The organism is Halomonas sp. DP5Y7-2, from assembly GCF_019802025.1.
In the GTDB taxonomy this organism is placed as follows: domain Bacteria; phylum Pseudomonadota; class Gammaproteobacteria; order Pseudomonadales; family Halomonadaceae; genus Halomonas; species Halomonas litopenaei_A.
In genome coordinates, this window is record NZ_JAHVHY010000012.1 from 1 (window position 1) to 25,057 (window position 25,057).

Annotated in this window: 19 protein-coding genes; 13 read left to right on the forward strand and 6 right to left on the reverse strand. The window is 61.8% G+C overall.

Annotated elements, in window-relative coordinates; translation table 11 throughout:
• Window positions 1-2,889, forward strand: a 2,889-nt coding sequence (locus KUW18_RS19310; RefSeq protein WP_222562170.1) for a type I secretion C-terminal target domain-containing protein, incomplete at its 5' end; no start/stop codon positions are given.
• Between the two features lie 263 nt (window positions 2,890-3,152).
• On the opposite strand, the gene cobO is transcribed toward KUW18_RS19310, so the two are convergent.
• Both cobO and KUW18_RS19320 read right to left on the reverse strand, forming a co-directional pair.
• Window positions 3,153-3,758 carry a cob(I)yrinic acid a,c-diamide adenosyltransferase gene (gene cobO / locus KUW18_RS19315; RefSeq protein ID WP_222164328.1) on the reverse strand — a complete coding sequence of 202 codons (606 nt, stop codon included), beginning with the start codon at window positions 3,756-3,758 and terminating at the stop codon, window positions 3,153-3,155.
• 104 nt (window positions 3,759-3,862) lie between these two features.
• Window positions 3,863-5,347, reverse strand: a complete 1,485-nt coding sequence (locus tag KUW18_RS19320) for a RimK family protein (RefSeq protein WP_308126724.1) — start codon at window positions 5,345-5,347, stop codon at window positions 3,863-3,865.
• Window positions 5,348-5,591: 244 nt separating this feature from the next.
• Here KUW18_RS19320 and KUW18_RS19325 point away from each other — a divergent pair, with 244 nt between their 5' ends.
• From KUW18_RS19325 to pepN, 4 genes are all read left to right on the forward strand, one after another.
• Window positions 5,592-6,287 (forward strand): GNAT family N-acetyltransferase, encoded by a 696-nt coding sequence (locus tag KUW18_RS19325; protein ID WP_222562171.1) that lies wholly within the window; start codon window positions 5,592-5,594, stop codon window positions 6,285-6,287.
• Window positions 6,288-6,310: 23 nt separating this feature from the next.
• Window positions 6,311-6,796: a YajQ family cyclic di-GMP-binding protein gene (locus tag KUW18_RS19330; protein WP_206944859.1), complete on the forward strand. Its 486-nt coding sequence runs from the start codon at window positions 6,311-6,313 to the stop codon at window positions 6,794-6,796.
• Between the two features lie 222 nt (window positions 6,797-7,018).
• Window positions 7,019-7,399: a YbaN family protein gene (locus KUW18_RS19335; protein ID WP_224852175.1), complete on the forward strand. Its 381-nt coding sequence runs from the start codon at window positions 7,019-7,021 to the stop codon at window positions 7,397-7,399.
• An 85-nt stretch (window positions 7,400-7,484) separates the two neighbouring features.
• Window positions 7,485-10,118, forward strand: coding sequence for an aminopeptidase N (gene pepN, locus KUW18_RS19340; RefSeq protein WP_222562172.1), 2,634 nt, complete (start codon window positions 7,485-7,487; stop codon window positions 10,116-10,118).
• Between the two features lie 82 nt (window positions 10,119-10,200).
• Here the strand turns inward: pepN and KUW18_RS19345 are convergent, their stop codons facing one another.
• Together KUW18_RS19345 and KUW18_RS19350 are read right to left on the reverse strand one after the other, a co-directional pair.
• Entirely contained in the window at window positions 10,201-10,488 is a 288-nt protein-coding gene (locus tag KUW18_RS19345) for a hypothetical protein (protein ID WP_224852176.1), read from the reverse strand.
• A gap of 136 nt (window positions 10,489-10,624) precedes the next feature.
• The gene (locus KUW18_RS19350) at window positions 10,625-12,247 is read right to left on the reverse strand and encodes a cation:proton antiporter family protein (RefSeq protein ID WP_222164331.1); all 1,623 of its coding nucleotides are present in this window, start codon (window positions 12,245-12,247) and stop codon (window positions 10,625-10,627) included.
• Window positions 12,248-12,490: 243 nt separating this feature from the next.
• Between KUW18_RS19350 and yegS the strand changes: the two genes are divergently transcribed.
• The gene (gene yegS, locus KUW18_RS19355; protein ID WP_206944855.1) at window positions 12,491-13,420 is read left to right on the forward strand and encodes a lipid kinase YegS; all 930 of its coding nucleotides are present in this window, start codon (window positions 12,491-12,493) and stop codon (window positions 13,418-13,420) included.
• Between the two features lie 226 nt (window positions 13,421-13,646).
• On the forward strand, window positions 13,647-14,456 hold the full coding sequence (locus KUW18_RS19360) for a hypothetical protein (protein WP_222562173.1): 810 nt from the start codon (window positions 13,647-13,649) through the stop codon (window positions 14,454-14,456).
• Window positions 14,457-14,628: 172 nt separating this feature from the next.
• Here KUW18_RS19360 and KUW18_RS19365 read toward each other — a convergent pair whose 3' ends face one another.
• On the reverse strand, window positions 14,629-14,835 hold the full coding sequence (locus KUW18_RS19365; protein ID WP_206944852.1) for a cold-shock protein: 207 nt from the start codon (window positions 14,833-14,835) through the stop codon (window positions 14,629-14,631).
• Between the two features lie 368 nt (window positions 14,836-15,203).
• Here KUW18_RS19365 and KUW18_RS19370 point away from each other — a divergent pair, with 368 nt between their 5' ends.
• Together KUW18_RS19370 and KUW18_RS19375 are read left to right on the forward strand one after the other, a co-directional pair.
• Window positions 15,204-15,626 carry an NINE protein gene (locus KUW18_RS19370; protein WP_224852177.1) on the forward strand — a complete coding sequence of 141 codons (423 nt, stop codon included), beginning with the start codon at window positions 15,204-15,206 and terminating at the stop codon, window positions 15,624-15,626.
• Window positions 15,623-16,282: a LysE family translocator gene (locus KUW18_RS19375; RefSeq protein ID WP_409995840.1), complete on the forward strand. Its 660-nt coding sequence runs from the start codon at window positions 15,623-15,625 to the stop codon at window positions 16,280-16,282. The genes KUW18_RS19370 and KUW18_RS19375 overlap by 4 nt, the downstream gene beginning before the upstream one ends.
• Before the next feature lie 169 nt (window positions 16,283-16,451).
• On the opposite strand, the gene KUW18_RS19380 is transcribed toward KUW18_RS19375, so the two are convergent.
• Complete coding sequence (locus KUW18_RS19380) at window positions 16,452-18,395, reverse strand: transglycosylase SLT domain-containing protein (protein ID WP_222562175.1); 1,944 nt, start codon at window positions 18,393-18,395, stop codon at window positions 16,452-16,454.
• Between the two features lie 68 nt (window positions 18,396-18,463).
• Here KUW18_RS19380 and KUW18_RS19385 point away from each other — a divergent pair, with 68 nt between their 5' ends.
• The 4 genes from KUW18_RS19385 (at window position 18,464) to pflB (ending at window position 25,028) form a co-directional block, all read left to right on the forward strand.
• Window positions 18,464-19,000 (forward strand): YkvA family protein, encoded by a 537-nt coding sequence (locus KUW18_RS19385; protein WP_315900009.1) that lies wholly within the window; start codon window positions 18,464-18,466, stop codon window positions 18,998-19,000.
• A 218-nt stretch (window positions 19,001-19,218) separates the two neighbouring features.
• Window positions 19,219-20,217 carry a PaaI family thioesterase gene (locus tag KUW18_RS19835; protein WP_261396025.1) on the forward strand — a complete coding sequence of 333 codons (999 nt, stop codon included), beginning with the start codon at window positions 19,219-19,221 and terminating at the stop codon, window positions 20,215-20,217.
• 231 nt (window positions 20,218-20,448) lie between these two features.
• On the forward strand, window positions 20,449-22,353 hold the full coding sequence (gene htpG, locus KUW18_RS19400) for a molecular chaperone HtpG (protein ID WP_222562176.1): 1,905 nt from the start codon (window positions 20,449-20,451) through the stop codon (window positions 22,351-22,353).
• A gap of 398 nt (window positions 22,354-22,751) precedes the next feature.
• The gene (gene pflB / locus KUW18_RS19405; RefSeq protein WP_222562177.1) at window positions 22,752-25,028 is read left to right on the forward strand and encodes a formate C-acetyltransferase; all 2,277 of its coding nucleotides are present in this window, start codon (window positions 22,752-22,754) and stop codon (window positions 25,026-25,028) included.
• The last annotated feature ends 29 nt before the right edge of the window (window positions 25,029-25,057 follow it).

Here is a 25,057-nt window from a genome sequence, read left to right on the forward strand (position 1 = left end):
ACCGGCTCCGACAGCGTGGGCTCGGTGGTGATCAGCGGCGTGGACGTGACCAATGGCGGCACCGTGCAAGGTACCTACGGCACCCTGGTCGTCAGCGTGGTGAATGGGGACTACAGCTACAGCTACACCCTGGACGACAACACCACCGACCATAGCAGCCAGGGCACTGGCAGCGACGGCATCCAGGACGTGTTCAGCCTGGTGGTGACCGACTCCGACGGCGACGTCAGCGATCCGGCCAATCTGACCATCGATATCAAGGATGACGTGCCACAACAGTTCTCGCCGGCGGAGCACGCGCTGGAGGACGGAAGCGGCATCCTGGACTTCGGACCCAATGCAGGGGCAGACGGGGTCAAGGAGATGGTGTTCGACGCCAGTCTGGATGGCCAGCCGGCGACGGATAGCTCAGGCAACGCTCTGCGAGTCGACGGCAAGCCGCTGACCTATCGACTCAGTGCCGATGGCACCACACTTTATGCCGAGTCTGCGAATGGGGCTGAAGATGGCTTTAGCGTGACCCTGGCGCAGACCGGAGATGGCTATACCATCGATGTGGTCGGTGACGTCAGTAATGGCGTGGATGTCGCTGCCGAACTCGAGGACGGCGAGAGCGTGACGGGTGGCTATCTCGCGCTGAATCACCTGGATAATGCCAGTGATAACGACCTGCTGGTGTCCAGCAGCAGCGGAGCCGTGGTCGTCGACGATGGCAAGATCGCCGTCGCCACGGGTGCTAGCGTGCGCTTCGATGCCCTGAAGGACCTTGTCGCGGGAACTGGCGGCCCGAGCTGGACCGACCATCAAGGCATGGTCAGCTTCTCCCAGCGGGTGCAGGTGGCAGGCGGCGAAGGTGCCACCACGGCACTGGTCATCGCGGCATTGCTCTACTCGCCCGATGGCAGCGCCGGAAGTGGCGATCCCAGCACCGGATCCAGCGGCTATCTTGCCGTGACGCCCGCCGACATCAAGGTCTTCAACGCCATTGGGGTGGATGTGACCAGCCAGGTCAGCGTGACCGCTGACGGCAACGGCCTGCGCGTGACCGGGTTGAAGGACGGCTGGCAGGTGACGCTGGAAACCGCGAGCGACCGGCCCTTTGAAGCGGTGGAAATCACCGCGGCGGATAGCGGCAGCACCAGCAACGATGACCTTCTGCTAGAGGATGCGTCCTATCGTCTGGGCGGCCCCAGCGACGACTTTGATGTCCAGCTTGGACTGATTGGTCGCGATGGTGATGACGACGAGCTATCCGCTAGCCTGACCTTGCACGGAGATGCCAAGGACAAGCTGCTGGTGGGCGGCAACGGAGAGCAGACCCTGACGGGCGGTGGTGGTGACGACGTGATCATCGGCGATGCGGGTGGCACGCTCAATGAGCCCGCTGGCAACTACAACATCACCCTGATCGTCGACAGCTCTGGCAGTATGGGCAACAGCTCTGGGGTCAACGGCAAGTCTCGCATGCAGCTGGCCAAGGAGGCCCTGCAGAACCTGGTCACCCAGCTCAGCGGCCACGAGGGCACCATCAACCTTCAGATTGTCGACTTCGATAGCGCGGTGGGCAACGGCGACACCATCACCTTCACCAATTTCAGCGCGGCAGACCTGCCAGCAGCGATCGCCTTTATCAATGCCATGATCGCGGGAGGGGGGACCAACTATGAGGATGGCTTCGATGCGGCACGGGACTGGTTTGCCAGCCAGGGCAACGGCTTCACCAATATCGGCTTCTTCCTGACGGATGGTGTGCCGACCTACTACCGCGGCTCCACTGGTGGCCTCGGCGGCAACGGTAGCACCTTTAGCCAGACGGTGATGAACGAGTCCGTCAATGCGTTTGGCGAGTTGGCCTCAGTGGCCCAGGTGGCCGCCATTGGGATCGGCGAGGGCATCAATTCCAATGTGCTGCGCTTCTTTGATAACACGAATGTGGTTGGTACGGCCTCGACGGATATTAATCCGAACGATGGGGTGGTGGGCGTGACTGCAAACGCAGGCCAGCCTCAGATCGTCTTGAGCGGTGGCGATCTTGATGCGGCGCTGCAGGAAGCCGCCGCCAGCCTGCTGCCGGTCGGTGCCGATACCCTCAGTGGTGGCGGTGGGGACGACATTCTGGTCGCCGACACCTTGAACAGTGATCATCTAGAATGGGTCAACGCGGCCACCGGCGAAACCTTCACCGCGGGCGACCACGACGGTCTGGGTTATGCAGGCCTGTACGCCTACCTGACCTGGACACAGGAGAACCCAGGCGGCAGCGGTGTGGCGGATCGCATTGCCGATGCGACTGGATCGGCCCCCAGCGATGAGGAAATTCGTGCCTACATTCGTGCCGAGATCGACAACCTTGGGGATGGTCGCGATGACGGTGCGGCCAACACCCTGGACGGCGGAGAAGGTGATGATCTGCTGATCGGAGGTGCGGGAGCCGATACGCTGATTGGCGGTGTCGGCAACGATACGCTGATCGGTGGCAAGGGCAACGACACTTTGCAGGGCGGCAAGGGCAACGACATCATCGACCTGGGAAGCGGCGCCGATATCCTGGCCTGGAGCCAGGGTGATGCCGGCACCAACGGCGCCCCGGCCGTCGACACCGTCACTGGTTTCACCGTGGGTGGCTACGGGGTGGACCCAGAAGCGGATCGTCTGGAAGTGGCGGACCTGCTGGATGGTGCCACTGACGCCAGCGTCAACGACTATCTCTTTGCTCAGGAAGATGGCAACGGGAATACGGTGCTGCACGTCAAGAGCAGTGGAGGCATTGCCGCTAATGGCAACGATGCCGATCAGACCATCGTGCTCAATGGCGTCACTATGGGAGGGCAGGACTCCGCCACCTTCCTGCAGCAGATGATCGCCAACGACCAGCTGCAGGTAGAGTGATGCGAGCCGAGGGACGCGTGGCGACAATACGTCGCCGAGCAGTCAGTCCTCGTCGTTGCAGCGGCGCTTGGTGTCAGCGACGCATAGGTTTCAGCGACGCATAGGTTTCAGCGGCGCACAGGTTCCAGCGGCACGTCGTTTTAGAGGTAGGTAGTAGCTTGAGACAATCGGCCCGGGAGCATGCTCCCGGGCCGATTGTTTTGCTGCGTGACAGGGAATGCGGTCGGTCTGTCGGCAGCAGGGCTACACGATCGGCAGCAGGATCAGAAGTCGATCCCGCGGCGTGCCTTGAGCCCTGCCGCAAAGCCGTGCTTGACTTCCTGCATCTCGGTGACGGTATCGGCCATGGCCACTAGCTCCCTATGGGCGTTGCGCCCGGTGATGATCACGGTCTGTTCTGGCGGGCGGTTGGCGATCGCGGTGCGCACCGTGTCGATATCCAGGTAGCCAAACTTGAGCATATAGGTGATCTCGTCGAGCACGACCAGATAGACCTCAGGGTCCGCCAGCATGCGACTGGCCTGTTGCCATACCTCTTGACAGGCCTGGGTGTCCGACTCGCGGTTCTGGGTGTCCCAGGTAAAGCCTGTCGCCATGATAGCCACTTCGAGGTTGGCATCCTGCTCAAGCCGTTCGCGTTCGCCACACTCCCAAAGACCCTTGATGAACTGGACGACGCCCACCCGATAGCCGTAGCCCAGCGCGCGAGTCACCGTGCCCCAGGCCGCCGTCGTCTTGCCTTTGCCATTGCCCGTGAAAACCAGCATCAGTCCGCGCTCTTCCTCTGCCGCGGCGACCTTGGCATCGACGTGGCTCTTGAGCTTTTCCATGGCCTTCTTGTGGCGCTCGTTGCGTTGCTGATCGCTCATGCTGGCTCCGATTTTCTGGTCGTGAACGCGCAGGGTAGCCGAGTCGCTCGCTGGCGTCAGCCCGAAGGCCGTCACGCTGGGCCATCACGGCGCCATCGTGACGGTCACGGATCCTGCTTGCCAGCTTCCATACGCCGGGCAAACACGTCCAGCAGGCGATCGTAGAGGGCATCTCCCAGCACGTTGTCCTCGATACCCGCATCAATATTGGGATTGTCGTTGACCTCGATGACCAGAACTCGCTCGCCGACTTGCTTGAGGTCAACGCCGTAGAGGCCGTTGCCGATCAGTCGGCATGCCTTGAGGGCAGTGCGCAGTACCGCCGCAGGCACATCACTGATCGGATGGCTGGTGAAGCCGCCGCTGCGAGTCCGCGGGCCGGAGTGGTCGTAGATCTGCCAATGTCCACGGGCCATGTAGTAGCGACTGGCAAACAGTGGCTGACCATCGAGCACGCCGATGCGCCAGTCGTAGTCGGTGGGAAGCCATTCCTGCAGCAGCAACAGGTCCGAGCTTTCGAACAGAATGCTGGCCTCCCGGGCCAGGGCCTCCGCCGACGCCACCTTCACCACTCCCTTGGAGAACGCACCATCGGGAACCTTCAGCACCCTTGGAAAACTGAGCTCGCGGGCCTGTTCGATCAGCCGTTCAGCACTGGAGCGGCGCAGCAGAAGCCCTTCGGGCGCTGGCACATTGCGAGTGCGCAGCAGCTCATGCAGGTAGACCTTGTTGGTGCAACGCAGAATATCCTGAGGTGCGTCGATCACCACCAGCCCTTCATGTTCTGCACGCCGGGCCATGCGCCAGGTCGGGTGGTCAAGCGACGTGGTTTCGCGCAGGAACAGCCCGTCGAATTCCGCCAGGCGTGCGCTGTCGCGATGGGTGATCAGCGATACATTGATTCCCTGGCGGCGCCCGGCGCGAATGAAACGCTTGAGCGCACCCTTGTTGCTGGGTGGCAGTCGCTCTTCCGGATTGACCAGCATGGCCAGGTCAAAACGATAGCGGCGCCTGGCCCGTGGGGTGCGCCAGACCTTCAGTGAGTGACGGTTCAGGGCGCGGGCAAAGGTGTCCTGCTCGTGCTCCTTGAGCCGCGATAGCGCCAGGGGGCGAAGGCGTGCCAGCCGATAGCTGTGGCCCTGACGTGTCAGGCGCGCTTCCAGCAGCGGGCAGGGCAGGCGCTCGAAAAGTCGCCTGGCGATCTTTGCCAGCGGGGCGGCGTCACACTCGCCAAAAAAGATGGTGACGTCGATCGTGTCGCCAAGCTGCTGGCTGGCTGCCACCTTGCCCAGATCCTCCAGCAGCGGCGCCAGGCCTTCGAGCTGCATGTCGGTGGTGGACTTGCGACGCAGCGTGTTGAGAGTATCCACCGTGGGGATCACCCTCGCTCCACGCGCCTGAGCAAGCAACGAGACATAGTAGCCAGTCCCCAGGTAGCCGAGATCCGCGCACAGGTTGATGACCTGTTCGCTGCCGGACGTTGCCGCCGATGCGAGATAGGTCTCGGCATCGATCACATCGTCGCTGGGGTGATAGGGCTGCCAGTCGCGCTGGCGGTCAACCACGATACGCAGTGCGCACATCGTCATGGGTCCTCGGGCAGGGGGGAAGGGGCGGGGCTCGATCGTTCTGGCAGCCGGCGAGGGAGCAGGAGGAGTGTCTGGTCGAGTGGCGCAAGAATGCACCTGAGCCAGCCGCAAAGCAATATGCTATCTGGGTGAAAAAAATTCATTCATCGACGGCTGACAGCGGGCCTCGGGAGCGACAGAATCGAGCGATATACTCCGTCGTCGCCGACACGGAATTCGTGGCCTTGCATGGAAGTCTTTCTCGATGTCTGTTGTCCTGCGCCCGGCGCTCCCAGCCGATCTCGATGCTCTCGAGTCGCTGGAACGTCGTGGCTTCAGCGGTGATCGTTTCAATCGTCGTCAGCTCAGGTATCTGCTGACCCGCGCCAGGGCAATCACCCTGCTTGCTGTCCCGGCGGAGGCCGGCGACGCTCATGGGGCGGTTCCGCCCGAGGGGAGGTTGCTCGGATACGGCACCCTGTTGCTGCGCAAGGGTAGTCAGACAGCGCGGCTTTACTCGCTTTGCGTGGCACCAGAGGCCCGCGGTGATGGCGTAGGTCGGGCGTTGCTGCTGGCCTTGCAGCAGCAGGCTCGGGCGTCAGGCTGCTCGCGCATGAGCCTTGAGGTGCGTGCCGATAACCGCGTGGCTCTCGGGCTGTATCGACGTGCCGGGTTCCGCCTGGATGCCTGGCTGGACGAGTACTACGAGGATGGCTGCGCCGCCTGGAGAATGATCCTGACGCTGGGCGAACCGACAGGCGCCCCCACTCACTCGGGGGGAGCAGACGGGGGACAGGTGGTGAGGCAAAGGACGCCTCGAGCCTTGGCGGCTGCCTCGGCGACTGACTCGGCGAGCGTCTCTTCACAAGAGCAGACGCAGGATCCGACGGACCCTCAGCACGACGCTGCAGAGGTTGGTCCGCGAGGTGCCTCGCAGGCACCGCTTCCAGTGGTAGACTAGCGCTTTTACCCCTTGGAGTGAGCATGCCCTCTTTCGATATTGTTTCCGAATTTGATCGCCACGAGGCACAGAACGCCGTGGATCAGGCCAACCGAGAGGTCCAGGGGCGCTTCGATTTCCGTGGCGTCGACGCCGGGTTCGAGCTGTCCGACGAGACCGTTGCACTGCATGCCGAGGTGGACTTCCAGCTCCAGCAGATGCTCGACGTTCTGCGCAACAAGCTGATTGCTCGTAGCATCGATCCGCGCACCATGGACGTGCAGGATGCCGAGCTGTCCGGGGTGAAGGCTCGCCAGAACGTCTTGCTCAAGCAAGGCCTGGAGCAGAAGGAAGCCAAGGATATCGTCAAGCGGATCAAGGACTCCAAGCTCAAGGTGCAGGCGCAGATTCAGGGCGACAAGGTGCGCGTCACTGGCAAGAAACGGGATGATCTGCAGAGCGTCATGGCGCTGCTGCGTGGTGACGATGGGCCTGATCTCGCCCTTCAGTTCGATAACTTCCGAGATTGAGCGCAACACCATGGCGAGCTGGGGCGACGGCCTGAGGTCGGCATCCAAGGCATCGGTAGCCTGTCGGGTGTCGAGAGGCTCTAAGATGTCGATAGCCTCGTGCAATTGGCCCCTGCTCGACCGTTGCGGTTCAATGGGAGTTTCAGCGATCAACGGCCGTGTGCGCGGGGCGGTCAACCGCTTTTTCCATCACACCCTCTGCCGCACCATCGGAGCTTACCCTTGATAACCACCACGCGCCGTGTGGCGTGGCAAATGCTTGCCTGGATCAGCTTCGCCCTTGGCGTCATCGGGGCTTTCGTCCCCCTTATGCCCAGCACCTGCTTCTTGCTGGTGGCGGTGTGGGCGGCATCCAAGGGGTCGCCACGCTTCGCCCGTTGGATACGGGAACACCCGCGCTTCGGCCCCGCGGTGGTGGCGTGGGAAGAGTCGGGTGCGATCCCTCGTCATGCCAAGTGGATGGCCCTGGTGATGCTGTCGCTGTCGGTGATCGTGCTGCTGTTCACGGTATCCCTCTGGTGGTTGAAGCTGGGCCTGGTGACGATGCTGGCCGGTATCGCCATCTGGATCTTTACGCGACCCGAGCCCGCGTCCTCGTCCTGAACCGCTCAATGCGCTGCCGGCGCTTTGAGCCTGGCCCCTCCATGCCCGTACAATGGCGACGACTTTTCTGATTGGAGCATCCCCGATGTCCGACCCCCAGCCGATTCATCTCAGCGACTATCTTCCCCCGGCTTACCGTGTCACGCGCACCGAGTTGTCCTTTGATCTGGCGCCTGGCGCGACCCGCGTCAAGGCCAGGCTGCATCTTGAGCGCCATCCTGAGCGCGAGGCCGGCGAAGCGCTGTGGCTGGATGGGGAGCAGCTGTCACTGGTGTCCATCGCTATCGATGGGCGGCCGCTGTCCAATGACGAGTACGAGCTGAGCGACAAGGGGCTGTCCATCGCCAAGGTGCCTGCCTCCTTCGTGCTGGAGACTGACGTCGAGATTGCTCCTGAGGACAACACGGCACTGTCAGGCCTCTATCGCTCCGGGGGCATGTTCTGCACCCAGTGTGAGGCGGAGGGCTTTCGCCGGATCACCTTCTATCCCGATCGTCCCGATGTGATGGCTACCTTCTCCACCACCGTGGTGGGGGATGTCACGCGTGAGCCGGTGCTGTTGTCCAATGGCAACCCCGTTGAGCGTGGCGAACTGCCGGATGGGCGTCATTTTGTCACCTGGGAAGACCCGCATCCCAAGCCTGCCTACCTGTTTGCCCTGGTCGCCGGCGACCTCGAGAAGGTGGAAGATCACTTCACCACCATGAGCGGGCGTGACGTCACCCTGCAGATCTGGGTGGAAGAAGAAAACCTCGACAAGACCGAGCACGCCATGGCGTCGTTGAAGCGCTCCATGGCGTGGGACGAGCAGGCCTACGGTCGCGAATATGACCTGGACCTGTTCATGATTGTCGCGGTCAATGATTTCAACATGGGCGCCATGGAGAACAAGGGCCTCAACATCTTCAACTCCGCGGCGGTGCTGACCCATCCGAAGACCGCTACCGACGCCGCTTTCCAGCGCGTCGAGGGTATCGTGGCCCACGAGTACTTCCATAACTGGTCGGGCAACAGGGTGACCTGCCGCGACTGGTTTCAGCTGTCGCTGAAAGAGGGCTTTACCGTCTTCCGTGACCAGTGTTTCTCGGCTGACGTGAACTCTGCGCCGGTCAAGCGTATCGAGGAAGTGTCCTTCTTTCGTACCGCTCAGTTTGCGGAAGATGCGGGTCCCACCGCTCACCCGGTGCGTCCTGAGTCCTACATCGAGATCGGCAACTTCTATACCCTGACCATCTACGAGAAAGGGGCAGAGATTGTGCGGATGCTGTCTAACCTGGTCGGGCCGGAGACCTTCCGCGAGGGATCAGACCTGTACTTCTCCCGGTTTGATGGTCAGGCAGTGACGATCGAAGACTTTGTCGACTGCATGGCGGAAGTGTCCGGTCTGGATCTGGGGCAGTTTATGCGCTGGTACTCCCAGGCGGGCACTCCGGAAATCGATGCCTTTGGCGAGTACGATTACGCCAACTCCCGCTATCGCTTGATCCTGCGTCAGCGTACCCCGTCAACCCCGGGGCAGCCCGACAAGCAGGCGCTGCATATTCCGGTGCGCCTGGGTCTTGTCGGTACCAAGAGCGGCAGAGACCTGAGCATGACGCTTGACGGCGAAACCCTGGGCCGTGACGCCGTCATCCATCTGCGTGAAGACGAACAGGAGTTCATCTTCACCGACATCGAGGAAGCGCCGGTGCCCTCCCTGCTGCGTGGGTTCTCAGCGCCGGTGAAGCTGTCGTTCCCTTACTCGCGGGAGGACCTGGCGTTCCTGATGGCTCATGACAGCGATGGCTTTAATCGCTGGGACGCTGGCCAGCGTCTGACCCTGCTGGCCCTTGACGATCTGATTGCGGCTCATCGCAATGGCGTCGAGAAGGTCATGGACGGGCGCTTGGTCGACGCCTTCCGCGCGCTGATCGAAGAAGGCAACGATGACAAGGCGGTATTGGCGGAGATGCTGCAGCTGCCGAGCGAGGCCTACATCGCGGAGCAGCAGCCGCTGGTGGATGTGGATGCCATCCATGCCGCTCGGATGTTCGTGCAGCAGTCATTGGCTCGGGAGCTTCGCGACGAGCTGATGGCGCTCTACCACGCAAACCAGAGTGATGCTCCCTATGCCCCGACCCCAGAGCAGATCGGGCAGCGGGCGCTCAAGAACGTGGCGTTGTCCTACCTGATGAGCATCGAGGACGAGGCCGCGATCGAGCTTGCCCAGGCACAGTTCGATGCCGACCACAACATGACCGACGTGCGCCACGCACTGACCCTGCTGGTGCACAGCAGTCGTTCGGACATTGCCGACCCGGCCCTCAAGGCCTTTGGCCGTAAGTGGTCCCATGATCCGCTGGTGATGGATCAGTGGTTCAGCCTGCAGGTGACCCGCCCCCAGGCAGACGCTCTGGATCGCGTGCGTTACCTGATGGAGCACCCGGCCTTTTCGCTCAAGAACCCAAACAAGGTGCGAGCGTTGATTGGCGCCTTTGCCGGGCAGAATCGGGTCAACTTCCATCGGCTGGACGGGGAAGGATACCGTCTGCTGGCGGAGGTGGTGATCGAGTTGAATCGCCTGAATCCGGAGATCGCGGCACGCATCATCACGCCGCTGACGCGCTGGCAGCGCTTCGACAAGGCGCGCCAGGAGCTGATGCGCGCTGAACTCGAGCGGATTCGTCAGGAGACATTGTCGCCCAATGTCTACGAGATCGTGGAGAAGGCGCTGGCCTGACCCCGGACTCGGAAAGATGCCGAGAAAGGCGCCGCCCTGTGGGCGGCGTCTTGCGTTGGCGACATCTAAACCGTGTCAGCGGTTACGGCAGCAGCATGCCCAGGGTCAACAGGCCAAGCAGGGCCCACAGCAACGCCGCGACAGCTGAGCGTGCGAGAATCGCCCGCAGGGCTCGCCACAGGAAGAACAGACCCAGCACCAGCAAGGCCAGACTGAAGAACGAGGGAGCGATACCGAGGGAGCGAGACAAGCCATCGATGAAGCCTGCTGCCGCATCATCAAGGCCGGTAAAAAAGCCTCCCAGGGTATCGACGACCACCCGTATCAGGGTGCCCAGTGCTTCGCCCAGCCAGGTAAAGAGATCTTCCACCGCCATGCATCCTTGTCATCGATCGTGTACCGCTCCGCAACGCCGGTCGAGGAGGTAAGAGACACGAGTATCCTTGCCATGGGGAGGCGGGGCAACTACCGCCGCAGTGCACCCGCTCCACGCCACCTCGGCTCGGCTAGCCCAGCTGCTGGGTACGCGAGATGATACCGGCTTCCTCGGCGGCACTGTCCGCCAGGGCACGGCCCGCCTCGTCGTAGACATGGTAGACCGCATGGGCGCCAAGCTCGCGGATGGTATCGATCTCTTCCAGGTATTCCACCACCGCAGTGATCTTGCCGGGAAAGTGGCGGCTTCTCAGCTGCTTCAGGGCGAACAGGTTACCCGCATGATGGGGCATGGCCAGCACGACCAGCTCGACCTGCGAAGACATCAGCATCTTGTCCCAGAAGTCGGAGTCTACCGCGTCGCCTTCGACGATATTGAAGCCCTTTTCGGCCAGGGTCTTCACGCTTTTCGGGTTGGAGTCCACCCCGAGTACCTTCAGCCCGTATTCCTTTGTCAGACGCCGGTACACGCTGCGACCGATGCGACCCATCCCCAACACCACCGCCTCGGCATCTCCGACTTCGATGGGTCTGTCACTGGGCGACAGCGCTGATTCATCGACCTTGGGCAGGCGCGGTTCGAGCCATTGGTAGAGGCGTTCGCTGAAGGCATTGAGGATGGCTGAAGCGACGAAGCTCAGTGCTACCGCCAGGGACACCACCACCAGCCACTCTGGCGCAAGCCAGCCACTGGACACTGCGATGGCGCCCACGATCAAGCCAAATTCTGAATAGTTGCTGAGGCTCAGCGTCGCCAGTACGGATGTGCGGTGGCGCATGCCAAAGCGCATCAGTATCAGTTGATAGAGCAGACTCTTGAGCGGCAGCAGCACCACCAGCAGCATCGCCAGCCCCAGCAGAGACCAGCTAGGCAGGGCGGTAAGACCGATGCTCAGGAAGAACCCGACCAGCAGCAGTTCCTTGATGTTGAACATGGACCGCGACAATGTCTGGGCGGCGGGGTGGGGCGCCAGCAGCATGCCGATGATCAGCGCGCCCAGATCGCCCTTGACGCCTACCGCCTCGAACAGGCCGTAACCCAGTACCAGCGCCATGACGACGCCGCACAGCATCTGCATCTCGCCGTGACCCATACGATCCAGCAATTTACGCAGCAGCGGCGCAAGGGGAATCAGAGCGAATAGCCCAAGCGCCCAGGGACTGGGCAACTTGCCGGTGGATGCCGTGAGAAAAATCACCGCAAACAGGTCCTGCATGATCAGGATGCCGATGGCCAGGCGGCCGTAAGCCGCCTGGGTTTCACTGCGTTTCTCCAGCACCTTGACGACGAACACCGTACTGGAAAAAGACATGGCGAAGGCCAGCACCAGCAGCGTCGTCAGATCCAGGCCCGCCAGCAATCCGTTGGGAGATGCCAGCCAGCCCAGGGTGACAATGCCCTTCAGGAGCCCCAAGATGACAACAAAAAGTACCACTGAGGCCAGCATATGCAGGCTGGCTCCGCCCCAGACGTCTGGGCGCAGCAGGGTCCTGACGTTGAGTTTCAGTCCGATGGTGAACAGCATCAAGGTCACCCCCAGGTGCGCCACCAGCGTGAGCACAGGCGTTTCATCGTAGCCGAGCACGTTGAGAAGAAAGCCGCCGGCGAGAAAACCGACCAAGGGTGGTAGTCTGAGGGCCATGGCGGCCAGGCCGGACAAGAAGGCGGTCAGCACAAAAATAGGTTCAATCATGCAGGCACTCGGTCAGAAGGGGCTGATAGTGATGACAATTGTAAGGGATGCGTTGTCAGCATGGTGGCGGATATGTGCGTGTTGATGCCACATTGATGCATGTCCCCCTCTGCGAGCTAAAATGCGACTGCGGTGCCAAGTCAAGATAAACGGTGGCAGAGGCGTTGCCCTGTCCACGTGGAGAGCAAACCGCACCAGGATGTGCGATTTACATGAACCCCTTGTGAAGAAGGAACTGTCAGGATGACCCAGCCGCCGGGCACCAATCGGCTGATCCTCAATGGACAATCATCGCAGCTGCCGGAGGTCCGCAGTGCGGTGTTTGCGTGCCGGCGCGGGGGACTCGATGTGGATGTTCGCGTCACCTGGGAGAAAGGAGACGGCGAGCGTCAGGCCACCCAGGCCGGTCGCGATGGCGTCAAGCGAGTGATCGCAGGGGGCGGCGATGGCACCGTACATGAAGTCGTCAATGGTCTGATGCAGTTACCCCGCAAGGACCGTCCCGAGTTGGCCATCATGCCCTTAGGTAGCGCCAACGATCTGGCCAAGTCATTGGGCTTGCCATTGGGCCAGGCCGCGTCATTGGATGCGGCGTGCCGCTTACCCAGCCGCTGGATCGATATCCCCCGTCTCAACGACCGTTACTTTATCAACATGGCCACCGGCGGGTTCGGCGCGGAAATTACCACGTCCACCCCCCGGCCGCTGAAAAGGCTGATGGGGGGAGGCGCCTACTCGGTGTTTGGTGCTTTCAAGGCCTGGCGCTATCAGCTCTATCAGGGGCACCTGGCCTGGGACGGTGGCGAGAGTCGCGCGGGCATCTTTCTGCTGGGCATTGGCAATGGCATCCAGGCCGGAGGAGGCCAGCAGCTGACCCCGGCAGCGCGGCTGGACGACGGACTGTTCGATGTGCTGCTGGTGCGGGACTTTCGCTCTCTGCGACAGCTCAAGGCCATGATGAGCGAGCTACGTGCGCGGCCCTACCACGGTCAGTATGTCGATGCCTTTCGCAGTGCCTGGCTGCGCTTCGAGGCGGATGGGGAGGCACGTTTGCCTCTGACGCTGGACGGCGAGGCCTGCTACCAGCAGGCCTTTGAAGCCCAGGTCATGCCATTGGCGCTGCGACTGACCATGCCGGATAGCTGTCGCATGGCATCACCACGTGGCGAGTAGCCTTGATGTAGCTGGTATTGATGTAGCTGGTATTGATGTAGATAACCCGGATGTGACCAGCGTTCAGTGAGCCGTCCCGCGGCGAGGGGCGGCGGTTGGTCGGTCAGCGTTGCACCTCGTCAGCGCCTTTGCTGCAATATTTGTGAACGTTTGCGGTCCAAGGTGACATCGATGGATGTTGCCCGCAGTCGTATCAACAGGAGCCCCATGACATGGAGAGAAGACAATGGCAGTGACCCCGCGAGTGGCGGTGGCCGTGGTGGCCCTCAGCATCCCGCTGTGGTTGAGCGGGTGTGAGGGTGAAGACCCAGAGGCCACGACTCAGACCAGCAGTGCGGAAACTGTGGCTGGTGAGGACTCCTCGTCAGCGCCTGAGGCGGCAACAGATGAAGCGCCAGGCGACACGCTGGCGTCTCAAGGGGACAGTGCCGTGGATACGGCGTCTGAGGGTGATGCATCGCAACGCCCTGAACCGGCAGAAGACGATACGTCCAGCAATGCTGCTGCAGGCTCCGATATGCCTGAGGGTGCCAGCGTGGAGCTGGGCAGCAGCGCAACCGATACCCTGCAGTCCGAGCAGGCCGTGCCTGGTGAGGCCAGCCGTTCCGACGTTGACGCGATCCTCGAGGAAACCGAGCGCCGGTTTGAAGAGGCCAGCCGCAAGATCGATGAAGCGTATCAGCAAGCGGAGGCGTCGGCCCCGGACAGCTCCGGTACGCAAGCGGCAAGCGTCGATGCTTCGGCGCCTGAGCCGACCAGTGCCGTCGATGACAGCGGCGATGGGGCGGCCAGCGCTTCACCGCTGGCAGATGGTGATGGGCAAGGCGGCGCCAGCAGTGCGCCTGGCAATGACTCCAGCGAGGTCGATGCCATCCTGCAAGAGACCGAGCGGCGTTTCGAAGAGGCCAGCCGCAAGATCGATGAGACGTTTGAAGAGGCCGAACGACAGGTGCCGGAGACGACCCCTGTCGAGACCAGCGGGAGCGGCCCCACCTACAAGGTGGACGTCAACGCTGAAGGCGAGATCGAGCAGTAGCCGCCCGTACCTTAGTCTCTGGGCTCATACGCTCATAAGAAAGGCCCACCTCGCGGTGGGCCTTTCCGTTACGACGCCGGGTCCAATCCATCATGCTGACAGGTTGTTCCGATGTCGCGGTACTGCATCGCGGGAACAGCGTTCCCGCGTCAAGATGTGACTTGCACGAAGCTTAGTCAGCGATCTTGATGTTGGAGGCCTGAAGGCCTTTCTTGCCCTGGGTCACTTCGAAGGAGACCTTCTGGCCGTCCTGCAGGGACTTGAAGCCTTCAGCCTGAATCTCGGAGAAGTGGGCGAACAGGTCGTCACCGCCGTCGTCCGGAGAGATGAAGCCGTAGCCCTTAGTGTCGTTGAACCACTTGACAGTGCCAGTTGCCATTGTCGATTTCCTTAACTCGCTAAATGATGGTGCTGGTGCAGCCACAGGGGAGCTTTTCTCCCATCATGTGGTCTGAACCCTGGTGCGTGGGCATGACAAGAAAGAAGGGCGCATTGCGTGTTTCGACAATAGATTGTTCGAACTACCACTGACGACGTTTCCACTTGCTGTCCTACGCTGCGACTCAATCAGCACATTCTCGACGTGTTTGAGAGACACCGCTGGAACGGTTTCTTCAGACAAGCGAGAATGGCCTACCTCGACCCGCCAAGTTACTGTAGATCGAAAGGTCTGCAGCGTCCAGCGGCACGCGTGTAATGGCGTGTCGACGGACCTGACGACAGGGATTCAACGTAAAAGGAATCTGCATGACTGCTCCTGCGATGTACAACGACGACACCCATTCCAAGGTAGTGGGCTACCTGCTGTGGTTGTTCGGTTTTCTCGGTGCGCACCGGTTCTATTACGGCAAGCCGGTGACGGGAACCATCTGGTTCTTGACGCTTGGCCTATTCTTCATTGGGTGGATCATTGATCTGTTCTTGATTCCGAGCATGGATCGGGAGGCGGATCTGCGCTTTCGTGGTGGCCCGACCAACTACACGGTGGCCTGGGTGCTGCTGACCTTCCTTGGCGTGTTTGGCCTTCACCGCTTCTACATGGGCAAATGGGTGACCGGAATCATCTATCTGCTGACCGGCGGCCTGTTTCTGGTTGGCATTCTGTATGACTTCTGGACCCTGAACGACCAGATTTCTCTCAAGCACGCCGAGAACCCCGGAGCACAATGACCATGGCGGAGTGGATGGACGGGCAATTGCTGGCGTTTGTCGTGGCGATCACGCTGCTGAGCTTGACGCCCGGCATCGATACCCTGCTGGTGATTCGAAATACGGCGCGGGGCGGCCTGCGTGATGGTGTGCTTACCAGTATGGGGATCTGCTCTGGTCTGTTTGTCCACGCCACGGTTTCGGCCCTGGGTGTGTCACTGATTCTGCTGCAGTCGGCGTGGGCCTTCTCTGCGCTGAAGCTGGTGGGCGCTGCCTATCTGGCGTGGCTTGGAGTGGCCAGCTTGCGTCAAGCCTGGAAGGGCGGCGGCCTGGAAGTGGCGGCGGTCAGCGGCACCTCGCGGCAAGCGGTTCCGATGTGGCGTCCCCTGCGGGAAGGGCTTCTGTCCAATGTGTTGAACCCCAAGACCGTCGTGTTCTACATGGCCTTTCTGCCGCAGTTCATCGCGCCCACGGATCCCGCCTTGCTCAAGTCGCTGTGGCTGGCGGGCATCCACTTCATCATCGCGAACGTCTGGCAGATTCTGGTCGCGGTGCTGGTGGGAAGCGCCAGCCACTGGCTGGCACGGCCCGCGTTCTCCCGGGTGCTCAATGGCTTGACCGGGGGCGTACTGGTGGCGTTTGGTATCAAGTTGGCGCTGACCAGGGCGCCGGCGTAAGGCCGCGCTGAATAGGCGGCCGCCCGGTCGACTCCTATGCTGATGGCGTTCGGCTTGCGCTAACGCAAGGTGGCAGCGTAGAGAGACATGGCAAACAGGGTAACGAAAAGCCCCGGTCCAATTGGACCGGGGCTTTTCTGTGGGGAGGTAACGGTACGTCTATGCTGGTTCAGCGCCTGACCATGCCCGCATCGTAGCGTGCCGTCTTCTCTGCCGGCGTCAGCACCTGCACGCCTTGGGTCGACCCCTTGGCAAGGCTCTCGAACACCACGCGGTATTCGAGCACGGCGCGTACATAGCGACGCGTTTCCTTGAACGGAATTTCTTCGACGAACAGATCGAACTCGCCAGGCGACCGCGCCAGCCAGTTGTCGACCCGGTGGGGCCCCGCGTTGTAGGCAGCCGCCGCCGCAATGCGGTTGCCCGAGTAGCGAGCGATCATATCCCGGATATAGGTGCTGCCGAGGCGAATATTGGTGGCGGGATCCAGCACCCCATAGGGGCCAGGGTCGCCGATCCCCACCTGCCGTCCGACCAGTGCGGCGGTACCCGGCATCAGCTGCATCAGACCACGGGCGCCTGCCGGCGACAGCGCCTCGGGGTTGTAGGCACTCTCGCGTCGGGCAATGCCCATCAACAGGTAGGGATCCACCGCATTGGCCTGGCCCCAGCGCTGGAAGTCAGCGCGATAGGCTTCCGGAAAACGCCAGGGCAGGGCGTCCAGCATCTTGCCGACGATGGTGGTCTGCACCAGGCGCACGTGCCAGCCCCTGGAGGCGGCGTAGTCAGCCAGGCGCCGCGCATCGGCGGGGCTGGCCTTTCGCACCGCGTGGTACCACTCCAGGTTCGCCAGTCCCTCCTGCCCGACGCGCAGCAGGGCTTCCGTGCGGCGCACTGTGGGCCAGTTCGCGACCTGAGAGCGTTCCGTATCGCTGGAGTGGTGGCTTTCCATATTGAGGTTGTAGGGCTGCCCCAGGCGGTCTGCTGCGACGAAACCGAAGAAGTCTCGCTGCCCGGCTGCGCGAGTAAAGGCTGCCTGTGCGGCGGTCTGCTGGCCGCGCAGAGTGAGCGCACGTCCAAGCCAGTATTGCCAGCGGGCCTTGCCTTGCACCTCCGCGGGCATGGCGGCGACCGTGCGTTCCAGCGCCCCCCAGTCGCGGTCGCGGATGGCCAGGCGCGCCCGGAGTTCAAATACTTCGGCATCCTGCTGCGTCGGCAAGGCGCCATCGATCCAGCCAAGCAGTTCGCGCTGGTCACGCCGTAGGGCGTGATACATGATCTCGCGCTCGAGGGACTGGCGCGCTTGCGGGGACAGGTTCACCCGTGTCGATACCTGTTGCCAGCCGTTGAGCGCAGAGGCCGCCGACGTTTCCGCACCAGCGATGACGGCGGCACGCACAAAGTCTTCTGTGCCGGCGCAGTTCGGCCCGACACAGCTGCCTACGCTGGCCAGACGGGAGGGGCTGATATCCACGCTTTGTTGTGCAGCCACTGCGCTGCTCCAGGCCGGCCCCAGCTGGCGGCCGAGATAGCTGACCAACCCGTCTTCGCCGTTTTCCCAAGCCAGCATCATGCGCTGGAAGATCTCCAGGTCGCCGATGTCGCCCCTGGCCCGTAGCGTCGAGAATAGCGTGTCGCAGGCATCTGGCTGGGAGCTGCCGACGTTCCACAGCTCGCGTCCCCCTTGTGCGGCCTGGGAGGGATTCTGGCCGAGTTGAGCGGTGTAGTAGTAACACTGCTCTGCCGTGGTCGCCGGAACGCCGTTGGCCACGGCGAGCAGGTCGCCGTAGCGACCGGCACGGCCATAGCGCAGGATGGCCTGTTCGCGCATCCAGTCACCGAGGGGAGCGTCGGCATTGGCGGAGATGTAGCCCAGCACCTCCTGGGGGGAGGCGTTGGGCAGACGGTCGCGCAGGCGATAGTACGCCACGTAGCCCTCGAGTTCGTGACCACGTATGGCAGCGTCGTTGATCTGCTGGAAGTTACCGCTGCGAGCAGCTTCCAGGGCACTGCGCATGGCGCCATCGCTGGCCTGGGCAGAGGCCAGCGACGGTGTACAAAGGGCCGTCGCGGCCAGCAGTGGCGCTAGGCGGCGAAACAGGGCGAATGGCATTGAGACCCTCCTGGTCCTGAGGTGAAGACACGATTGCCTGGGCGCGCCTGAGTGCGCCTGGAGGCTCCATGGTGACCGAACATGGGAAGCTTGAACAGTCATGTTATCTGACGCTGAAGCTTGACCCAGAACAGGTCCGCCTCCATGTTGACAGTGTCGAGGCCGAAGCCCAGGACATCGTCCCCAAAGGCCGGCTGCTGTCACCGCTGCAGGCGTTTGACGAGACCTGCATCCAGGAGGTTGTTGAGATGTCCCTGTTTGACCGTGTCCCTGTGATAGGACGTCTTTCCCAGCGTTCGAGAGCCTTCAAGCACATCTTGAGGGCCTTGAAGCTGTTCATTCCGATGCTCCAGGATGTGCTCGGCGGACGTTATCGCCCAGTGCCCTGGTCCGCCTTTGGCTGGATGGCGGCGGCCTTGGCCTACCTGGTGTCTCCGTTGGATCTTGTTCCGGACGTGCTGCTGCTGTTTGGTCTCGTCGATGACGTGGTCATTGTCGGGTGGTTGCTGACCAAGGTGGACGCGAGTCTGGCAGATTACCGGGCCTGGCGTGGCGACGTCGAAGAGGACGCGCAGCGGGAAGAGCGGGATATCAGTGATCTGTAGTCTGCCCGGTTGACCCGTCGGCGTCGGCAACGCTGAGCGGTGGTGGAATGCCCTGCCGCCGCCAGGCCCACTGTTCTTGGGTAAGTCTTCATAGATACGTCTTCATAGATACGTCGTCATGGGTAGCTAGACCCATCGTTCATAGGTAAAAAGGCGAATGGTGGACCTGAAGGGTTCTGACTAGGCTGTCAGTCAAACGTTTGACTATGGCGCTCGTCATGTCCGCACAAGAAGATGCTTTCGCTTCACCTTCCTTTTCGCTGTGGCGCCAGGCTCTTCAGCGATTTATCGATGTCATTCCGCACACCCACATGCTGGAGATGCAGGTCACCTCGGTGGACGAGGAGGGCGTTACGCTGTATCTGCCCTGGCATCCGCTGTTGTCGGGAGATCGCCAACGAGGACTGGTGCACACGGGGGTCCTCAGCATGCTGCTTGACACCGCCTGTGGCGCGTCCGTGCTGACCGCGTTGCCCCAGCCCGAGGTATGCCCGACCCTGGACCTGCATATCAGCCACCGCCGCCCCGGTATCGAGGAATGGCCGCTGTGGGTCAAGGCCAGAGCCGATGCGGTATCGTCCAGTGTCGTGTTCACCGAGGCTCAGGCATGGCAGCAGGATGGACAGCCACTGGCCCGAGCGAGCGGGCATTTCGCCAGGCTAGGACCCCGCAACACGCCTCCTGGATTTGCCGATGCCATGTTTGCCGGTCTCGCGGAGTCGGATGAATCGCCGGCTGTACCACCGACCCCGGTGATGGCGGCCCGTGGCAGCAGCGATGCCCTGGATCCACTGCTGTTAGAGGCGGGCATCAACGATGATAACCTCGCCCCCTGGATAGCGCAGATACCTTACGCAGGGCAGCTCGGGGTGTCGGCCTGTCGCGACGATGAGGGGCTCTGTTTTGCGCTGGAGGCGCGGTCTTCCAATATCGGTAACCCCATGCTGCCTGCGCTTCACGGTGGTGTCGTGGCGGCATTCATGGAAACGGCTGCGGCCCTGCATACGCTCAGCCAGTCCCGCCAGCCACGCCTCCCTCGGTTGGTCAATGTGACCGTGGACTACCTGGCACCCGCTGCGGTGAAACCGACCCGTGCCCGCTGTCGCCTGGTACGCGAGGGGCGTCGTATGGTCAATGTGGACACATGGGCGTGGCAGGATGACGAAGCGACCCCGATCGCCCGCGCGCGCATGAGCTATGTGTTAGATCCCGCCTAGCGTGTGCTGAATCCTGAAGCGTATGTGCCGGAACCAGCGCCAAGGGGTGCGCTGCGGGCTTGAAAAGACAGCGTCTAGCCCCATATCGATGATCAATTGAAGATCGTACGGCGTTGAGCGAGCGCCGACAGGGGATGCCCTGACGCCTCGCTACCCGCGTCGCACACTCTGGAACGCCAGTGTCCCGGCACTGGTCCGGAAAACGCTATGTCGAAAGGGGTTCGACCTACCATGACCACCGCTACTCACGAAGAAACCCTGGGCTTTCAGACCGAGGTCAAGCAGCTTCTCAACTTGATGATCCACTCGCTGTATTCCAACCGCGAGATCTTTCTTCGGGAGCTGATTTCCAACGCAGCGGATGCCTGCGACAAGCTCCGTTACGCCGCTCTGGACAACGACGCCCTGTATGAAGGCGACAGCGAACTGCGTGTCGAGATCGAGCACGACAGCGACGCCAAGACGGTGACGATTCGTGACAACGGTATCGGCATGAATCGCGACGATGTGATCGCCAACCTCGGCACGATCGCCAAGAGCGGCACCGCGGAGTTCCTGAATCAGCTATCTGGCGAGCAGCAGAAGGACGCCAAGCTGATCGGTCAGTTCGGTGTCGGGTTCTACTCGGGCTTTATCGTCGCCGACGAGATCACGGTGCGCACGCGCAAGGCGGGAGACGCAGCGGATGCGGGCGTTGAGTGGCGTTCGAAGGGCGAAGGTGAGTTTGTGGTGGCCGAGCTTGAGCGCGAGAAGCACGGTACCGAGATCATCCTGCACTTGAAGGATGATGCCAGCGAGTTCGCCGATGACTATCGCCTGCAAAGTCTGGTGCGCAAGTACTCCGACCACATCGAAGTGCCGGTGAAAATGCCGCGCACGGAAAAGGCGACCGACGACGAAGGCAATGAGGTCGACGGTAGTGAAGTCACCACCTGGGAGACCATCAACGAGGCGACAGCGCTGTGGGTTCGTCCCAAGGGCGAGGTGTCGGATGATGAGTACAAGGCCTTCTACAAGCATGTGGCTCATGACTTCTCCGACCCGCTGGCCTGGAGCCATAACAAGGTCGAAGGCAACCTGGAGTACACCAGCCTGCTGTACGTGCCGGGCCGTGCTCCCTTCGACCTGTACGAGCGTGATGGCGCCCGTGGGGTGAAACTGTATGTGCAGCGTGTGTTCATCATGGACGACGCTGAGCAGTTCCTGCCGCTCTACCTGCGCTTTATCAAGGGCGTGCTGGATACCCGCGACCTGTCGCTGAACGTGTCCCGCGAACTGCTGCAGCAGGATCCCAAGGTCGACAAGATCAAGTCCGCGCTGACCAAGCGTGCGCTGGACATGCTGAAGAAGCTGTCGAAGGACAAGGAGGCTTATCAGAGCTTCTGGAATACCTTCGGCGCCGTGTTGAAGGAAGGCCCGGCGGAAGACTTCGCCAACCGCGACAAGATCAGTAGCCTGCTGCGCTTCTCCAGTACGCACACCGACAGCGCCACCCAGGACCAGTCACTGGCCGACTATGTCGAGCGGATGAAAGAGGGTCAGGACAAGATCTATTACATCGTCGCCGACGGCTTCAATGCGACCAAGAATAGCCCCCACCTGGAGATCTTCCGCAAGAAGGGGATCGAGGTACTGCTGCTGCACGACCGGATCGATGAGTGGCTGATGAGCCACCTTACCGAGTTCGATGGCAAGAAGCTGGTCGATGTGGCCAAGGGCGACCTCGATCTTGGTGATGTCGAGAACGAGGAAGAGAAGAAGGCCCAGGAGGAGACCGCCAAGGCCAAGGAAGACCTGGTCAAGCGGGTGAAAGAGGCGCTGGGAGACGAGGTCCAGGAGGTCAAGGTCACCCATCGCCTGACGGATTCTCCTGCCTGTGTGGTCCTGCCTGAGCACGAGATGGGCTTCCAGATGCGCCGCATCATGGAAGCGGCGGGCCAGAGCCTGCCGGAGGTCAAGCCGATCCTCGAACTCAACCCGGAGCATGCGCTCGTCGCGCGTCTCGAAGCGGCCGGCGACGAGGGCTTTGCCGATCTCGCCAGGATTCTGCTTGATCAGGCGATTATCGCCGAGGGCGGCCATCTCGATGATCCCGCTGCCTACGTCAAGCGTCTGAATGCCTTGCTCAGCGCCTGACAACAGGCCGGCAGATTGATCGGCGTACCTCTGGGTACATAGCGCCATCGTTGCGCCAGGGCGGCGCCACCTTCGGGTGGCGTCGCCTTTTTATGGCGCGCTCTGCTCGCTGACCCTCCCGCCTGTTTATCCTCCCTGATGCGCTAAATCGCCAGTTGCGCCGCGACCTTATTGGACGCTGATACGGGTCAAGTCCGGGCTGTCCCTCTACTGCTAAAGTCGAATGGTCCCGCTGGGACAGAGGTTGTCTCGCCCAGCAAGAGCGCAGCATCCACGTCACCATCGAAGTGACGACCGCGCTGCCACCGATCTTCAAGCTTTGCTGCCCCCTCCGATGGATAGAGGGGGGCAGTGAGTCTGCACTAGTTTCGTATTTCCTTTGGTTGAGGGGCAAGTCGATGAAAGAGCAATTCGCACAGGCGTGGGAAGGGTTTGCGGGCACCGCGTGGAAGGAGGGGGTCAACGTACGCGACTTCCTGCTGGCCAACGTGACGCCCTATGAAGGCGACGAGCATTTTCTGGTGGCAGAGCCCGCCACGAGCACCCGCGCACTGTGGGACCGGGTCATGGAGGGCATCAAGCAGGAGAATGCCACCCACGCGCCACTGGACTTCGACACCTCGCTGGTGTCCTCCATCACCGCCCATGACGCCGGCTACATCGATGCGTCTCTCGAGACCATTGTCGGTCTGCAGACCGAGGCACCCTTGAAGCGGGCCATCATGCCCAATGGTGGGATCAAGATGGTGGAAGGGTCCTGCCAGGCCTACGGCCGCGAGCTGGATCCGCAGGTGAAGAAGATCTTCACCGAGTTTCGCAAGACCCATAACCAGGGCGTGTTCGATGTCTACACCCCGGACATCCTCAAGTGTCGCAAGTCCGGCGTGCTGACAGGACTCCCTGATGCCTATGGACGCGGCCGCATCATCGGTGACTATCGCCGGGTCGCGCTTTACGGTGTCGACTTCCTGATGGCCGACAAACAGGCCCAGTTTGCTTCTCTGCAGTCACGCTTTGAACGGGGCGATGATCTGGAGGCGGTCATTCAGCTGCGCGAAGAGGTCGCCGAGCAGTATCGTGCGCTGGACCAGCTGAAAGAGATGGCGGCCAAGTACGGCTTCGATATCTCGGTGCCGGCCACCACGGCTCAGGAAGCCATTCAGTGGACCTACTTCGGCTACCTGGCTGCGGTGAAGTCCCAGAATGGCGCGGCCATGTCGCTGGGGCGTACCTCCAGCTTCCTCGACATCTACCTGGAGCGCGATCTGAGCCAGGGAGTGATCGATGAAGTGGGGGCCCAGGAGCTGGTCGACCACTTCATCATGAAGCTGCGCATGGTGCGCTTCCTGCGCACGCCTGAGTACGACGAACTGTTTTCCGGCGACCCCATCTGGGCGACCGAGTGCCTGGGGGGCATGGCCCAGGACGGACGCACGCTGGTCACCCGTACCAGCTTCCGTTTCCTCAACAGTCTGTACACCATGGGCCCAAGTCCTGAGCCCAACCTGACCGTGCTGTGGTCAGAGCAGCTGCCAGAGGGGTTCAAACGCTACTGCGCCAAGGTGTCTATCGACACCTCGTCGATCCAGTATGAGAACGACGATCTGATGCGCCAGGACTTTGCCTCCGATGACTACGCGATTGCCTGCTGCGTGTCCCCCATGGTGATCGGCAAGCAGATGCAGTTCTTCGGCGCTCGTGCCAACCTGGCCAAGACGCTGCTGTACACGATCAACGGCGGCGTCGATGAGAAGCTCAAGATTCAGGTGGGGCCAAAGAGCGAGCCGATCCGTGATGAGGTGCTGGACTTCGATGACGTCTGGCAGCGTATGGATGGTCTGATGGACTGGCTGGCACGGCAATACGTCACCGCGCTGAATGCCATCCACTACATGCACGACAAGTACAGCTACGAAGCGGCCCTGATGGCGCTGCATGATCTTGACGTCAAGCGCACCATGGCCTGCGGTATCGCCGGGCTATCGGTGGCGGCGGACTCACTGTCCGCGATCAAGTATGCCACCGTGCGCCCAGTGCGCGACGAAGACGGTGTGGCGGTGGACTTCGAGATCGACGGTGACTACCCGTGTTTTGGCAACAACGATGCACGGGTTGATGATATCGCCTGTCAGCTGGTGGAAGTCTTCATGAACAAGATTCGCCAGCTCAAGACCTACCGTGGCGCCGAGCCTACCCAGTCTGTGCTGACCATCACCTCCAATGTGGTCTACGGCAAGAAAACCGGGACTACGCCGGACGGGCGTCGCGCCGGCGAGCCTTTTGCGCCGGGAGCAAACCCGATGCATGGACGTGACACCAAGGGGGCAGTGGCATCGCTGACGTCGGTGGGCAAGCTGCCCTATGCCCATGCCAAGGATGGTATCTCGTACACCTTCTCGATCGTGCCCAAGGCGCTGGGCAAGGACGAAGGCACGCAGCGTGGCAATCTGGCCGGCTTGATGGACGGCTATTTCCATCACAGTGATCGCCAGGAAGGTGGCCAGCACCTGAACGTCAACGTGCTCAACCGCGAGATGCTGGAAGACGCCGTGGTCCATCCCGACAAGTACCCGCAGCTGACGATTCGGGTGTCCGGCTACGCGGTGCGCTTCAACTCGCTCACCGCAGAACAGCAGCGGGACGTGATCAGCCGTACCTTCACCGAGACGCTCTAGGGCGTACTGCCCAAGACTCGTCCTGAGGC